General features: G+C 61.4%; 14 protein-coding genes. 8 read left to right on the plus strand and 6 right to left on the minus strand.

Annotated elements, in window-relative coordinates:
• Positions 1-205 precede the first annotated feature (205 nt).
• From M1E10_RS11475 to M1E10_RS11485, 3 genes are all read right to left on the minus strand, one after another.
• The gene (locus M1E10_RS11475; protein ID WP_499176478.1) at positions 206-1,078 is read right to left on the minus strand and encodes a lipid kinase; all 873 of its coding nucleotides are present in this window, start codon (positions 1,076-1,078) and stop codon (positions 206-208) included.
• Between the two features lie 234 nt (positions 1,079-1,312).
• Complete coding sequence (locus M1E10_RS11480) at positions 1,313-1,474, minus strand: hypothetical protein (protein ID WP_499176479.1); 162 nt, start codon at positions 1,472-1,474, stop codon at positions 1,313-1,315.
• Positions 1,475-1,738: 264 nt separating this feature from the next.
• Positions 1,739-2,833 (minus strand): aldo/keto reductase, encoded by a 1,095-nt coding sequence (locus tag M1E10_RS11485; RefSeq protein ID WP_499176480.1) that lies wholly within the window; start codon positions 2,831-2,833, stop codon positions 1,739-1,741.
• Between the two features lie 95 nt (positions 2,834-2,928).
• On the opposite strand from M1E10_RS11485, the gene M1E10_RS11490 reads away from it, so the two are divergent.
• On the plus strand, positions 2,929-3,819 hold the full coding sequence (locus tag M1E10_RS11490) for a LysR family transcriptional regulator (protein WP_499176481.1): 891 nt from the start codon (positions 2,929-2,931) through the stop codon (positions 3,817-3,819).
• 84 nt (positions 3,820-3,903) lie between these two features.
• On the opposite strand, the gene dmeF is transcribed toward M1E10_RS11490, so the two are convergent.
• The 3 genes from dmeF to M1E10_RS11505 all read right to left on the minus strand — a co-directional run bounded on the left by dmeF (position 3,904) and on the right by M1E10_RS11505 (position 6,003).
• Complete coding sequence (gene dmeF, locus M1E10_RS11495) at positions 3,904-4,902, minus strand: cation diffusion facilitator family transporter (RefSeq protein ID WP_499177155.1); 999 nt, start codon at positions 4,900-4,902, stop codon at positions 3,904-3,906.
• On the minus strand, positions 4,890-5,165 hold the full coding sequence (locus M1E10_RS11500) for a metal/formaldehyde-sensitive transcriptional repressor (protein WP_499176482.1): 276 nt from the start codon (positions 5,163-5,165) through the stop codon (positions 4,890-4,892). Before M1E10_RS11500 ends, dmeF begins: the two co-directional genes overlap by 13 nt.
• 163 nt (positions 5,166-5,328) lie before the next feature.
• Positions 5,329-6,003 carry a FadR/GntR family transcriptional regulator gene (locus tag M1E10_RS11505; protein WP_499176483.1) on the minus strand — a complete coding sequence of 225 codons (675 nt, stop codon included), beginning with the start codon at positions 6,001-6,003 and terminating at the stop codon, positions 5,329-5,331.
• A 267-nt stretch (positions 6,004-6,270) separates the two neighbouring features.
• Between M1E10_RS11505 and M1E10_RS11510 the strand changes: the two genes are divergently transcribed.
• The 7 genes from M1E10_RS11510 (at position 6,271) to M1E10_RS11540 (ending at position 13,546) form a co-directional block, all read left to right on the plus strand.
• Positions 6,271-7,260, plus strand: a complete 990-nt coding sequence (locus M1E10_RS11510) for an ABC transporter substrate-binding protein (RefSeq protein ID WP_499176484.1) — start codon at positions 6,271-6,273, stop codon at positions 7,258-7,260.
• A 7-nt stretch (positions 7,261-7,267) separates the two neighbouring features.
• A complete protein-coding gene (locus M1E10_RS11515; RefSeq protein WP_499176485.1) occupies positions 7,268-8,107 on the plus strand; it encodes an ABC transporter permease in 840 nt (279 codons plus the stop codon).
• A 1-nt stretch (position 8,108) separates the two neighbouring features.
• A complete protein-coding gene (locus tag M1E10_RS11520; RefSeq protein WP_499176486.1) occupies positions 8,109-8,915 on the plus strand; it encodes an ABC transporter ATP-binding protein in 807 nt (268 codons plus the stop codon).
• Between the two features lie 6 nt (positions 8,916-8,921).
• Positions 8,922-9,674 carry an ABC transporter permease gene (locus tag M1E10_RS11525; protein ID WP_499176487.1) on the plus strand — a complete coding sequence of 251 codons (753 nt, stop codon included), beginning with the start codon at positions 8,922-8,924 and terminating at the stop codon, positions 9,672-9,674.
• The gene (locus M1E10_RS11530; RefSeq protein WP_499176489.1) at positions 9,674-10,381 is read left to right on the plus strand and encodes a fumarylacetoacetate hydrolase family protein; all 708 of its coding nucleotides are present in this window, start codon (positions 9,674-9,676) and stop codon (positions 10,379-10,381) included. Before M1E10_RS11525 ends, M1E10_RS11530 begins: the two co-directional genes overlap by 1 nt.
• A gap of 110 nt (positions 10,382-10,491) precedes the next feature.
• Positions 10,492-11,325, plus strand: a complete 834-nt coding sequence (locus M1E10_RS11535; protein WP_499176490.1) for a sulfite exporter TauE/SafE family protein — start codon at positions 10,492-10,494, stop codon at positions 11,323-11,325.
• 415 nt (positions 11,326-11,740) lie between these two features.
• Positions 11,741-13,546 (plus strand): DUF6538 domain-containing protein, encoded by a 1,806-nt coding sequence (locus tag M1E10_RS11540; RefSeq protein ID WP_499176491.1) that lies wholly within the window; start codon positions 11,741-11,743, stop codon positions 13,544-13,546.
• Positions 13,547-13,783 lie beyond the last annotated feature (237 nt).

Here is a 13,783-nt window from a genome sequence, read left to right on the forward strand (position 1 = left end):
GCCCTTGGTTGAACAGGAAAGCCTGCTGACATCCTGAGAGCGGGAGATAATGCTGCGCTGCACAAATTCAAGCATGAAGCATCGATCTGATGCCGTGAGGTGGGGGACGATGTCGCACGCGCGAGGTGTCGGGCCTCAGCCGGGTGATCGGATGGTCCGCCATTTCGCCGGCGTGGGCGACATCCGCTTCGCATCTGACGGGAGGTCAGGGTACGAAAACAGGGATGGCCTTCTCGATGATCGAGAAATGCACGGGTGTCTCGGTCTTCAGCTCGCCGTCCAGGTTTACGGCGCGAGCCTTGCTGGTGCGGATGATCAGGTCCTTGGTCGAGAACGCCCGGACGTCGTTCCAACTGCCCTGTGTGCCCTTGCGCAGGCTCGGCAGCAGCGTCAGCAGCTTCCACCAGTGGTCCACCTCCAGGCTGTAGAAGTCCAGCATGCCGTCCTGCGCGGTGGCATCCGCGTGAACCGCCATGCCGCCCCCGTAGAACCGACCATTGCCGACGGCCACCTGAAACGTCCGCAGTTCCTCCGTTCGTCCGTCATGCTCCAGTTCCGCGGTAAACAGGCGCGAGCCCGCGAGCAGCCGCGCCGCAACGATGGCGTAACCCAGCTTCCCCCAGCGCTTTTTCGCCTCTTCGGTGAGCGACATCGCCAGATCGGCGCTGAAGCCGATGCTCGCGACGTTGAAGAAAGGGTGCTCGTTGGCCATGCCGAGGTCGATCGGGGCTGTCTTTCCCCTGGCGATCACGCCGATGGCTGCCTCCAGGTCCAGCGGCAGTCCAACCGTGCGGGCAAAATCATTGGCAGTGCCCAGGGGCAGAACCCCCAGCGGCAGCTTCGTCTGCAGCAGTCCGGCAGCCGCGGCGTTCAAACTGCCGTCCCCGCCGCCGACGATCACGCAATCGATCTCCTGCGCGCGGTTGACGATCGCCTCGGACGTGGTTTCCGTGGTGTCCGCAGGGCGCTCGATGTAGCGGATCTTGGCCTGCTCCAGAAGGCTCCGCACCTTCGGAAGACTGGCCCTCCCGCGTCTCGAGTTCGGGTTGACCAGCAGTAGCGCCATCTTGGCCGTCATCCAGGCATTCTCCATGCATCCGCAGCGAAACCCCACTGATACGCAGGATAACTGGCCCATATCTATCGGGCTGGATGTAGAGGCGCGGAGGGCTTCCTTCAATGCTGGCGGGGAAAGCCCTCAGTGCTGATAGCCGGATGCGGAAGCCCAAGGGAGGCAGCCGATCAAGCAGACGCCACTTGCCGCGGGCCGTATGGCTGCCACGAAAAGCCGACGGATGAAACGAATTGGGCCTCAGTCTGCCTTTGCAGGCGCAGAACCCTTGCCGCCCTTGGCGGATGTCGCTGGCTTTTCCAGAGCCAGCTCGGGTGTCCGGTCCTTGGTTTTCTTGGATGAGGATTGAACATCCGCTTTCTGCACGGACTCGGTCTCTGGCTTCTTTTCAAACCTGATCATTCTTCGTCTCCTGCTGGGTATGCTCCGAACCGCAGATTACTTCGCTTCGGGCTTCAGCACCCACTGATCACCAAGACCGGCAGAAGACAAGGAAATACGGGATTTTTCGAAAATTGCATGGGAAATTGAAGAGAATATGCACGCCCGCTCACAAGGCGGGGACCGGGCTGCTTCTCAGGTTGTCGCGCTCGGCCTTCCCATGTCGCTCGCTCCACCGCTTGCGCGCGTACGCTGCCACCGGCTCTGCTGGTTCCGCCTTGCGCGTTACCAGCGGCGCACTGTCTGCCCGCCAAACAGCTGTTCGGTCGGCAACTGGAAAATGAAGTAGGGGTTGAGCAGCGGCAGGGCGGTTGCCTCCTCCAGGCGGGATAGCTGCTCGGTCGTGAGTTCCACATCCAGCGACGCTATGTTCTGGCTCAATTGCTCCAGCCGGCTGGCGCCGATCAGCACGGAGGAGACGACTGGCCGTTCGACCACCCATTTCAAGGCGACTTCCGCGGGCGTGCGGCCGACATCCGATGCGACTGCCTTGAGAACATCGACCACATCGAAGTTGCGCTCGGTGAACAGCATGCCGCCGAACGGATTGTCGCCGTTCAACCGACCCTCGCTGCCGCTCTCGCTGACCTCCGACCCACGGTCAGGCATAGCACTGGCACGAGAGGCATCCGCGAGCTTGTCGCGGCCGTACTTGCCTGTGAGCATGCCGGCGGCAAGCGGACTCCATGGCACGAGGCCAAGACCCAGCTCCTGGCCCGCGGGAAGGAGATCGAGCTCGACGCCGCGATCGATCAGCGAGTAGGCATATTGCAATCCGATCGGCTGGGGCAACCCATGCGCTTGCGCCAGGGTCGCGATCTTGGCGACGTACCAGGCGGGGGTGTTGGAGAAGCCGTAGTGCAGGATCTTCCCGGAGCGAACTGCGTCGACGAGGCTCTGCAGCACTTCCTCTGCGGGCGTTGTGCGGTCCCAGATGTGGACCCAATACATGTCGAGGTAGTCCGTCTGCAGGCGTTTCAACGATGCCTCGATCGCCAGGCGGATGTTCTTGGCGCCATTGCCGCCCCACAGCGGCGTGCCCTGGGCGCGCGAGAAGCCGGATTTCGTTGCGACGACAAGATGATCACGGCGATGGCTCTCCGTGAGGAAGCGGCCCAGCATGATTTCGCTCTCGCCGCCGGAGTAGATATCGGCCGTGTCGATGAAGTTGCCGCCAGCCTCGATATAGGCGTCGTAGAGGGCTCGGGACGTCTGTTCGCTGGCGCCCCAGCGGCCTGCGCCAAACGTCATGGTGCCGAGCGCCAGTGGGCTAACGATCAGGCCGGACTTGCCCAATGTGCGATAGCTGGTGAGGTTCATTCGCCTTCTCCTTCGTTGCGGTCTTGAAGATACGCGCTGCGCATCCCGCCGATTAGCCGTTGCCGGCCGCATGAACTTGTGAGCAGGATGCAGCAATGGAGAGAAGCAGGCTCAACGATCTTCTGGCTTTTGCGACCGTGGCCCGTGAGAGGAGCTTCACCCGTGCGGCCGCCATGCTGGGCATGTCTCCGTCGGCCCTCAGTCATGCCATGCGCGGTCTGGAAGAGCGGCTTGGTGTGCGGCTGCTGGCACGCACGACGCGCAGCGTCGCACCAACCGATGCGGGGGAACGGCTGTTGCAGTCTCTCAGCCCGGCGCTTTCGCAGATTGAACACGGACTGGAAGCCTTGTCGGAATGGCGCGACAATCCTGCGGGCACCGTGCGGATCACCACCTTCGCCTATGCGGCCCGAATGGTCCTGCTCCCGAAACTGCCGGCCTTTCTCCTTGCCCACCCCGACATTCGCGTGGAGGTGAACATCGAGGACGGACTGACGGACATCGTGGCTGCCGGCTTCGACGCCGGCATCCGGCTGGGAGAGGCCGTGGCCAGGGATATGATCGCCGTCAGGCTCGGGCCGGACTTGCGCACCGTTGTCGTCGGAACGCCGGGCTACTTCATGCGCTATCCGCCGCCTCTCACGCCCTATGATCTCGACCGCCATGCCTGCATCGGTTATCGCCTGACGACCTCGGGCGGGCTTCTGCCCTGGGAGTTCGAGAAATCCGGCAAGGAAATCAAGATCCACACGACCGGGCCGCTGGTCGCCAATGACGGCGATTTGCCGGCGGCCGCAGTCCGTGCCGGCGCGGGTCTCGGATACATCATGGAGCACGACGTCGCCGACGAGATCGCATCGGGTGCGCTGGTTCAGGTCCTGGCGGACTGGTGTCCGACCTTTCCCGGCTTCCACCTGTATCATCCGAGCCGCCGGCAGTCGCCGCCGGCACTTCGGGCGCTCATTGCGGCCCTGAAATCCCCATGACGACGTTTTGGCTCTGCGCAGGGTCCAGGCCATCCCGCCGCACGGGCTTTTGGACGAGGAGCGTCTCCGGCGTGTAGGCTCGGCTCAAGAAGTAGCCTGCTCCACCTCGATGGTGAGGTGCGAGAGGTCGTGAATGTGGGCAAGCTTCTCGCGGTAGGCGGCGGGCGGCTGTGGTGCAACCGACGATAGCGAGACAATCGCCCCGTGATGCCCTGGTCCGAGCTGCCAGACATGCAGGTCGGTGATGCGATCGCTCTCGGTTTCAAGCGCGTCGCGGATCTCGTCGGGCAGGTCCTCGCCTGCGGGAACATAGTCCAGCAGCACGGCGCCGGTATGGGTGATCAGACCCCATGACCAGCGGGCAATCACAATCCCGCCGACGATGCCCATGGCCGGATCCATCCAGTTCCAGCCGTAGAGGCTGCCGAGCACAAGGGCGAAGATGGCGAGGATCGACGTCAGCGCATCCGCCAGGACATGAAGATAGGCGGCCCGCAGATTGTTGTCTCTCGCATGGGCGTGTTCATGATCATGATGGTCGTGATGGTGGTGCCCGTGGTGATGCCCATGGTGATGCCCGTGGTGATGCCCGTGGTGATGATCGCCGTGGGAATGATCCTCGCGCAGCAGCCAGGCACAGACGAGGTTCACGCCAAGGCCGAGGACGGCGACGACGATCGCCTGGCTGAAATCGATCGCGACGGGGGCGTAGAACCGCTGCAGGCTTTCCCAGCCAATCAGAAGCGCGATGAGGCCCAGTACGATGGCGCTGGCAAAGCCCGCGAGATCGCCGAGCTTGCCGGTGCCGAAGGTGAAACGGGGATTGTGCGCGTTCTTGCGGGCATAGCGATAGGCGAGCGCGGCAATCAGCATGGCGGCCGCATGAGTGGACATGTGCCAGCCGTCAGCGACCAGGGCCATGGAACCAAACCAGGTGCCGGCGACGATCTCGACCACCATCATGGTCGCCGTGATGACGATCACCAGCCAGGTGCGGCGCTCGTTGCGGTCATGGGCACTGCCCAGGAAGACGTGCTGGTGCGGATTGGCAAAGCGGGAGGGGGCGGGGCTCACTTCAGATATCTCCGGATGACTTCGATCAGTTCCACGGCTCCCTGCTGACGCGCCGCCGCATCCTGTTCCGGGCCGGCGACATGCTCCTGGATGTGCTCCTCGATCAGCTCCGCGGTGAGGCCGGTGACGGCGCCGCGGACGGAGGCGACAAGATTGAGTGTCTCCGCGCACGGGGCTTCGTCTTCCAGCGAACGTTCGATTGCCTCTATCTGGCCTTTCAGCCGTCTTACCCGTGCCAGCAGCCGGGCCTTGTCTCTGATCATGTGACTCATAGGATAGGAGGGTACCCTATAATCCGCCTAGCGCAAATCTCTTCGGTAATGAACTTGCGGCCGGGCCTGTTCTCCGACAGCGAAGCGCAGGCGGATTGGCGACCTTGATTTTGCGCATGTCTTGTCTTTCTCCCAATGACAGCGGGCCCCGCCGCCTGCTTGACTACCGCAGGTCGCGCATATGGCTTTCGACACTGCGTAGGTGACGGCGCATGCTGTCGGCGGCGCCGGCGCCGTCCCGCTCGGCAATCGCTTCCACGATGCGTTCATGTTCGGCGAAGCTGTGATGGTCCACCGGCGGGCGTACGGGCGTCTGGCGCAACCTGCCCCAGGTGACGGCACGGCGCACGGCATTCAACGTGTCCAGCAGGCCGATGAGAAGGGAGTTCTGCGACGCTTCCGCGATCGTGCGATGCAGCCGGTTGTCCCACTGCTCGTACTGCCTCCATGTCGGCGCCTGCTGCGCCTTGGTCATGCAGTTGCGGATATCGGCGATCTGGCTTCCGGTGGCATTCAGCGCGGCGCATCGTGCAACCTCCGGTTCGAAGGCGATACGCGCACCCATGACCTCCAGGGGGTTGGTGCGCTGGACCATGGCATTGATGTCGGCCACGGTGTCGATCGGCCGGTCGCCGGCGAATGTGCCTTTCCCGACATGCCGCCAGACCGCGCCTTCGGCCTGCAGGGTGGCAAGCGCCTTGCGCAGAACGGCACGCCCAACGTCGAGCGATTGGGCCAGCTCTCTCTCCGGCGGCAGTCGGCCATCCTCCGGGAACTCGTTGTCGGCGAGGAATTGCCGGAGCTTGCCGAGCGCGTCGAGGTGTATGTCTTGATCCATGAGTAAAACCAATTTCGAATTGGTTTAGATATTTACGGGGCTGATGGGGCAATGTCAACGTGAGCGGCTGAAAAATTCAGGATCGGACGAAAGATGCTATTGTGCTGATAAAATTAATTTTTATATAATTCGCCCTGAGTGAAAACGCCTCCTTCCATGTCTATCGCTGCGGCCAGAGGTTAAAAATTAGTTGACACTATCTCTGATTAATATCTGATTGGTTTCAGATTGGGTTCTGGGGAGGACCGATCTTTGGGAGGAGCAATCATGAACCAGTTAGCCAGAAACATTCGGGCTTCGGTGTCCGCTGTCGCCTTTTGCCTTGCCGTCGCCGCGCCGGGAGTGGCGTCGGCGGATCCGATGCGGGTCGCATTCGGAGATATCGCCACCGTCGAGTCCCTGCATCTCCTGGCCGCCCTCGAGCGCGCCAAGGAGAAGGGCGTCGACGTGCAGATGACCTTCCTGAAGAGCGAGGACATTGCCGCCCAGGCGGTGGTCAGCGGCCAGGCCGATATCGGTGTCGGTGCACCCTACGCCCTGCTGCAGAAGGTCAAGGCGCCGATCCGCATCTTCATGCAGCTGAGCACGCTGCAGTTCTATCCGGTGGTCAACACCGAGTTCTACAAGGAGTGGAAGGACCTGGACGGCCAGGAGATTGCAGTCCACTCCCGCGGCTCCGGGACGGAAGCCATCATGCAGCTGATGGCCGACAAGAACGACATCGAGTACTCCGGCATTTCCTATGTCCCGGGCGCCGAAGTCCGCACCGGCGCGCTCCTGCAGGGCAACGTCAAGGCAACGATCGTGGACTCGTCCGGCAAGCGTGTTCTGGAGGACAAGGCGCCAGGCAAGTTCGCCTTCCTGCCGCTGGGCGAAGTTGCCGCCACCGACGAGGCGCTGTTTGCCAACACCGACTATCTGTCAGCAAACGCCGCGGACGTCGAGATCCTTGTCGAGGCCATTCTCACGACCTGGCGGGAAGTTGCCGCCGATCCGAAGGCTGTGATCGCGCTTCGCGACAAGTACAAGCTTTTGCCGGACGCCACGCCTGACATGGTGGCCGACATCGAGCCCTACTTTACCGAGGCGGCTGCCGTCATGCCCGTAAACGGCGGCGGCGAAGCCGCGGCCCGTGACGATTTCGACTTCTACACGGTCTCCGGCGCCCTCGAAGGAGAGCCGGCTGACTTGAAGGTCGAAGACTTCTGGGACCTGACGGCTCTCGACAAGGTCACGGCCAAGATCGGCACGAAGTAAGATGCAGATGTCCGTGTCTCCTGCCAAGCTTGACAACGGAATCGGAGCCTCGAAAGAGGCTCCGGTCACCAGAGCCCAAGCTATCCGTATCTTCGCCGACGAGCGACGGTCATTCTGGATCGTCCTGTCGCTTGCCATCTTGTTTCTCGCCTGGGAAGTTGCCGGGCGCATCCCGATCAGCTTTGCATTTCCCACCTTCAGCGAAACCATCCTCGCGCTCGGCGAAATGGTGGCCGACGGCAGCATGCTCAAGGCTTATTTCCTGACGCTGCAGCCGCTGATGCTGGGAGTGATCGTGTCTGCCGCCGTCGGCATTGCGCTTGGTGTCGCCATGGGCCTGTCCGAAAAGGCGGAATGGCTGCTGGCGCCGGTCTTCATCGTTCTGCAGGCCGCGCCGATGGCCGCGCTCGTGCCGCTCGTGACCTTCGTCTACGGCATCGGGCTGACCGCTAAGACGCTGGCGGTCATCATGCTGGCGCTGCCGGTCATCGTGCTGAACTCCTACAAGGCCGTCCGGCACGTCAATCCGTCACTGGTCGACATGTGCCGCTCCTTCCAGGGCAACCGCGTGCAGCAGATCTTCAAGATCATCATTCCGGACGCGTCGCCGGTGTTGTTTGCCGGTCTCCGGCTGGGAATTGCCGCCGGCTTCATCGGGGTGATGCTGGCCGAACTGCTGATTACGCCGACCGGCATCGGCGATCTCATTACCTACCATCGCTCCGTCGCCAATTATGCGCACATGTACGCGGCCGTCGCCTCGATCATCGCGGTCTCGACGCTGACGCTCGCGGGCCTGCAGTACATCGAAACGCATCTGCTGCGTCCGGAAAAGAGGAGAAAGTAAAATGGCAAATCCCGCCTTGGTCCGCAGCAGCGGCATCAATCCGCTCACCACCAGCGACGCCGTGGTTCAGGTGCGCGACATCTGCAAGGACTACGGCGACATCGAAGCGCTTCGTGGCATCAACCTCGAGTTCGAGCGCGGCAAGCTGACCACGCTCCTCGGTCCCTCCGGTTGCGGAAAGACGACGCTTCTCAAGATCATCGCCGGCCTGGTGCCGGCCACCTCCGGGGAGATCATTGTCAATGGCCGCGTCGTCACCGGGCCGGGTCCCGAGCGGGCCTTTGTCTTCCAGGACCGCGCCTTGATGCCCTGGGCGACGGTCCTTCGCAACGTTGCCTTCGGCCTCGAGCTCAAGGGAATGGCGACCGCCGAGCGGACCCGCATCGCCCGTCGCTATATCGAACAGGTCGGCTTGGCCGGTTTCGAGGAGAAATATCCGCACGAACTGTCCGGCGGAATGCGCCAGCGGGTCGGGATTGCGCGCGCCTTCGCCGTCAATGCCGACGTGCTTCTGCTGGACGAGCCGTTCTCTGCGGTCGATGAGCAGAACCGCCGCAAGTTCCAGGAAGACCTGTTGCAACTCGTGGAGCAGGAGAAGAAGACCTTCATCTTCGTTACCCACTCCATCGAGGAGGCGGTCTATGTCTCTGACCGCATTGTCCTCCTGTCGCCGCGGCCGGGCCGGATCTCGCAGATCATCGACCCGATGATCGACCGCTCCGCCACCCCTGATGACATTCGTCGCGATGCCGGATACCTCGATGTCGTCGAGGAAATCTGGCAGGGGCTGCGCCAGTATGCGGAGTGATACGCCATGACCCTTTTCGGTATACGCATACCCATGATGACGTCGCTGATCTTCTGGCTGCTCGTCTGGGAGATCGTCGGGCAGTTTGAACTGATGTTCCTGATTCCACCGATTAGTTCGATCTTCATGGCGGGTGTCGAACTCGTGCAGACCGCATCGTGGCAGAGTGCCTCGATCATCACGCTGCGGTCCTTCGCCTATGGCATGGCGTTCGCCATCTCCGTGGGCGTTCCGCTGGGCGTCCTGATGGGGCGGGTCAAGGTCATCGACAACATCTTCGGCCTCTGGGTGAACATGTTCGTCAGCGCCCCTCTCTCGGCGCTGGTCCCGGTTCTCATGATCCTCTTCGGTCTTGGGGAAACGACGGTCTTCGTCACCGTCTTCCTGTTCGCGGTCTGGATCATCGTGCTCGACGCACGAGCAGGCGTCATGCAGGTCCCGGCATCACTCGTCGAGATGGGGCGCAGCTACGGCGCTTCGCGCTGGACGATCTTCACCAAGATCATCCTTCTCTCCGCCTTGCCCGAGATCCTGGCAGGCATCCGGATCGGATTGATCCGCGGCGTGAAGGGCGTTGTCATCGGGCAGATTCTGGTTTCCGTGATCGGCTACGGCGAGCTCTTCGAGCTTTACTCCCGCAGCTTCGACATGGAACGCTTCTGGGCCCTTACCATGCTTCTCTTCGTGGCGGCGATGCTGCTGTCCGCGGGAGTGGAACACTTCGAAAAACGCATCGAATACTACGCAGGAGCGCGATAATGAACGAAATGCCGCAACTCACGAACTACGTCTTCAAGCCAGCGCCGGTACCGACGCTTGCCGTCGCGGGCAGCGAGGCGCTGTTTCCGATCCACCGCATCTATTGCGTCGGCCGCAACTTTGCCGACCATGCGATCGAGATGGGGCACGACCCGAACAAGGAGCCGCCCTTCTTCTTCCAGAAGAACCCGGACACGATCGTTCCGATGGGCCAGGACTTCCCCTATCCGAGTGAGTCCAAAGACGTTCATCACGAGATCGAACTGGTGGTCGCCCTTCAGAAGGGAGGCACCGATATCCCGCTCGAAGAGGCGCTCGACTGCGTCTACGGCTATGCCGTCGGCCTCGACATGACCCGCCGCGACCTGCAGGGAGAGGCGAAGAAGGCAGGCCGCCCATGGGAAACCGGCAAGGCCTTCGAAGCCTCCGCACCCTGCGGCCCGCTGCATCCGGTCTCGAAGATCGGCCATCCGACGGAGGGCGAAGTCTGGCTGAAGGTCAACGGCGAGATGCGGCAGAGCGGCGATCTCAACCAGATGATCTGGAAGGTGCCGGAGATGATTTCCTACCTGTCGCGCCTGTTCGAACTGAAGGCCGGCGATCTGATCTTCGCGGGAACTCCGGCCGGCGTTGGCGCCGTCGTCAGGGGCGACGAGATGGTCGGGCATGTGGCCGGCGTGGACGATATCTCCTTCCGCGTCGCCTGACCGGGCAGCGCCGCAGCAATAACGAGACAGGGTAGCTCCGGCTCACCCTGTCTCCCCAATTCCGGCCCGCTCCGGGCACTTATCCTTTACCTCATGCTCTGGGAACCGTCATGCCTGCATCGCTCATGCTGCTGACTTCGTTTGCTCTCGTCCTCGGTCTCGTCGGCTGTGTCTCGGGGTTTCTGGCCGGGCTGCTGGGGGTCGGCGGCGGGATCGTCGTGGTGCCGGTGTTGTACCACGTGCTGGCAGCCTTTGACGTCGACATGGCCCTGCGTGCTCACATTGCAGTCGGGACGTCGCTGGCGACCATCATACCAACGTCGATCCAGTCGATCCGCGCCCACCGGGCAAAAGGTGCCGTCGACGATCAACTGTTGAAGCTCTGGGGGCCGTTCGTGGCGATGGGCGTCATCCTTGGCGTTGTCGTTGCAGCCTACGCGCCGGCATCTCTGCTCACCGCCGTTTTCGGCATCGTGGCTGCGACCGTCGCGCTTTACATGCTTTTCACGCGCGAGGGATGGCATCCGGTCAAGGGGCTGCCCGGGCGGCCGGGGCAGGCGGCCATGGCCACGACCATCGGCACCATCTCCACGCTCATGGGCATTGGCGGCGGCACCCTGACGGTGCCGACGCTGAGCCTCTGCAGCTATCCGGTCCGCCGGGCTGTCGGCACCGCGTCTGTGGTCGGGCTCATCATCGCGGTTCCCGGAACGATCGGCTATATCATCAGCGGCTGGGGCCTGCCGGGGCTGCCGGTGTTCTCTCTCGGATACGTCAATGTTGCCGGCTTCGCCGCGATTGCCCTGACCAGCATGTGGTTTGCTCCGCTTGGCGCGCGCAAGGCCCATTCCATAGAGCCGCGCACCCTCCGTCTGCTGTTTGGCGTTTTCCTCACCGTGACGTCCGCAAAAATGCTGTTCGACAGCTATCGTCTACTCGTCTGATCGAGAACCGCTGGTCTGTGAGAGAGCCCGCTTGCTTGGCCCAGCCGAATTATCAGCGGCAATGATGCTGGGGGCGGCGGGCTGAGGTGCCGCGCAGCCTAAAAAGATGCCCGTTCATAGTGCCGAATGCGCTTTTCTCGCCCGAAGGTTCGGCTACGGCGCGTCAGCGTCGTGGGCATCACCTGTGGGCTACAGTTCTGGGCATCAGGTCGCCAATGACGCCAAAACGGGATCCGGCACGACTGGAAAATCAAGGAATTAAGGGCTTTTCAGGAGAATTGGCTGGGGAACCTGGAACATAATCCAACGTTATCCAGTGCTTTGTTCTTCCTCAACATATTGCATTCTATGAGGTATCTCGTCTAGGGGTGTTCCGGTTTACTGTTCCGGTAGCCTGTTCCGAGAGCTCTACATAATGGCCAGACGTTCCAACCTCATCCGTCGCGACGGCACCTACTATGCGCGCATCTATTTCCCAGCCGATCTGAGATCCCACTTTCAGAGCGAGGACAAGAAGATATCGCTACGAACAAAGGACGAGACCGTCGCCAAGCAAAGACTCTATCCTGAACTGCAGAAATGGGAGGTGCTGTTCGAGGAGATCCGCTCCAGGCGGCACATAACCGCGGAAGACAAGGCAGTCGCAGTCTGGGAGCACTATGACGCAAAACTTCTGGATGATGCTGAAAAACGCCGGACCATGCCCACGTCCTTGGCTATGGAAGAGGAGGTAGATCGCGTGTGGCGCCGCATCGACCTTGGGGAGATCCACTCTGGTGACATGATTGGCATGATCAATGGCTACGCCGATCTCGAGTTGATGAAGCGTGCACGAGACGACGACGCGAACCTTCGCTCCCGCCGCCTAGCAGCTCTAAAGCGTGACCTTCCCAATGGCGAGTACAGGTTGATCGAGGGCGCAGTCCGTAAGTTCATTGAACGCCATCGCCTGGTGATCGATGATGCCTCGGCAGATTTTCGCGAGCTGGGCTCCATCATGATCCGAGCGGAGATCCAAGCAATAGAGCGCACGCTGGAACGTGACGCTGGCGACTACACGGGTGTGCCGACCGACCCCATCATCAAGCCGGCTGTCGCGAAACCTCGGGAGGTCGCTGCGCCAGGGGAAACGATCATGGAGCTCTTCGAGACTTATGCCCGCGAGAATCCGAACAGTATCGCGCGAGATACAATTGCCCAAGCCAGGCGCGACATTGGCACCTTCGTTCAGCATGTAGGCGCAACGTGCCCGGTGTTGCGGATCGACAAGAAAGCTGTGCGGGAATGGAAGGCACTCTTAATGCTCTACCCGGTCAAGGCGGCCGAGACGAAGGCCTTCGAAGGCATGAAGATCACTCAGATCGTTGAGCACAACAAGGCGGTCGGCAAGCCGGTGATAAGCCCCCGCACGGTGAACCGCTACCTCTCAAGTCTTGCGGCGTTCTGCAACTGGCTTGCTGCGCATGGTTACATCGAAAGCAATCCGACTGAGGGAATGTTTCTGGCGAAGGACAAGCGAAAAAAGGTATTCCCGTTCACGACGGAGCAAATGAACTCGCTCTTTCGCTCACCGCTATTCACTGGCTGCGAGAGTGACCAATCCCCACGCTTCTGGAACAGGCCAGGGTCGATTGAGATCCGAGATCATCGCTTTTGGATCCCCTTGGTCATGCTCTACTCTGGCGCTCGCCCAGCGGAAATAGCACAGCTGTCCCTCGCAGACATTCGTCAGGAGAGCGAGGTCTGGATATTGGATATCACCGAAACTACAGAAGACGGTGACGACGACACCAAGAGCCTGAAGACTGACGGATCTCGCCGAGTCGTGCCGCTGCACCAAGAACTGATCGGGCTGGGTTTCTTGGATTACCTCAGCGGCATCAGGAGCGCCGGCCGTACCCGTGCCTTCCCCTTCGCGACCCGAAACTCACGGGGTCAGATGATTTCGGACTTCAGTCGGGATTTTGGCCGGTATCTCGAGAAGATTGGTCTGAAGAGGGGCAGGGGCCTCTCCCTGTATTCCTTTCGCCATGGCGCCTTTGATGCACTGAGGCGTGCGGGCTACCTAGATGAGCAATTCAATTTTATCTTCGGTCACGTTAGCGGCAACCGTGTCACAAGGGGATACGGTATGCTCACCCAGGGTATGCTCGACCAGCGGACGGAGTTGATCAACGCAATCTCCTACCCTGGTCTAGAAGTGAAGCATCTCCGTCCATAGCAAAGCCGATAGCACCGCCTTCTGTGCAGTCACCGGCCGCCGCTGGCTGCGCTTCCTCTAGAGGCGCACCTTAAGATCGTCTCCCGGGAGTTCAATTTGTGGTTGATCATTAGGCTCAGTTGATAAAACGTGTATCCCACGACCCAGAGATGCTGCCGTATTTTCGTTGGGGCACTTGATCCGCCGTGGGCGGAATGTTGTGCAAAGGCTACCTGGGTCTACCGGATGATTGTGAGA

Source organism: Rhizobium sp. PK7-22 (assembly GCF_056530405.1).

Bases quoted from the DNA above. Each gene is read 5' to 3' on its own strand.
- M1E10_RS11475 (WP_499176478.1), bottom strand. From the start codon at position 1,078: ATGACGGCCAAGATGGCGCTACTGCTGGTCAACCCGAACTCGAGACGC.
- M1E10_RS11480 (WP_499176479.1), bottom strand. From the start codon at position 1,474: ATGATCAGGTTTGAAAAGAAGCCAGAGACCGAGTCCGTGCAGAAAGCG.
- M1E10_RS11485 (WP_499176480.1), bottom strand. From the start codon at position 2,833: ATGAACCTCACCAGCTATCGCACATTGGGCAAGTCCGGCCTGATCGTT.
- M1E10_RS11490 (WP_499176481.1), top strand. From the start codon at position 2,929: ATGGAGAGAAGCAGGCTCAACGATCTTCTGGCTTTTGCGACCGTGGCC.
- M1E10_RS11500 (WP_499176482.1), bottom strand. From the start codon at position 5,165: ATGAGTCACATGATCAGAGACAAGGCCCGGCTGCTGGCACGGGTAAGA.
- M1E10_RS11505 (WP_499176483.1), bottom strand. From the start codon at position 6,003: ATGGATCAAGACATACACCTCGACGCGCTCGGCAAGCTCCGGCAATTC.
- M1E10_RS11510 (WP_499176484.1), top strand. From the start codon at position 6,271: ATGAACCAGTTAGCCAGAAACATTCGGGCTTCGGTGTCCGCTGTCGCC.
- M1E10_RS11515 (WP_499176485.1), top strand. From the start codon at position 7,268: ATGTCCGTGTCTCCTGCCAAGCTTGACAACGGAATCGGAGCCTCGAAA.
- M1E10_RS11520 (WP_499176486.1), top strand. From the start codon at position 8,109: ATGGCAAATCCCGCCTTGGTCCGCAGCAGCGGCATCAATCCGCTCACC.
- M1E10_RS11525 (WP_499176487.1), top strand. From the start codon at position 8,922: ATGACCCTTTTCGGTATACGCATACCCATGATGACGTCGCTGATCTTC.
- M1E10_RS11530 (WP_499176489.1), top strand. From the start codon at position 9,674: ATGAACGAAATGCCGCAACTCACGAACTACGTCTTCAAGCCAGCGCCG.
- M1E10_RS11535 (WP_499176490.1), top strand. From the start codon at position 10,492: ATGCCTGCATCGCTCATGCTGCTGACTTCGTTTGCTCTCGTCCTCGGT.
- M1E10_RS11540 (WP_499176491.1), top strand. From the start codon at position 11,741: ATGGCCAGACGTTCCAACCTCATCCGTCGCGACGGCACCTACTATGCG.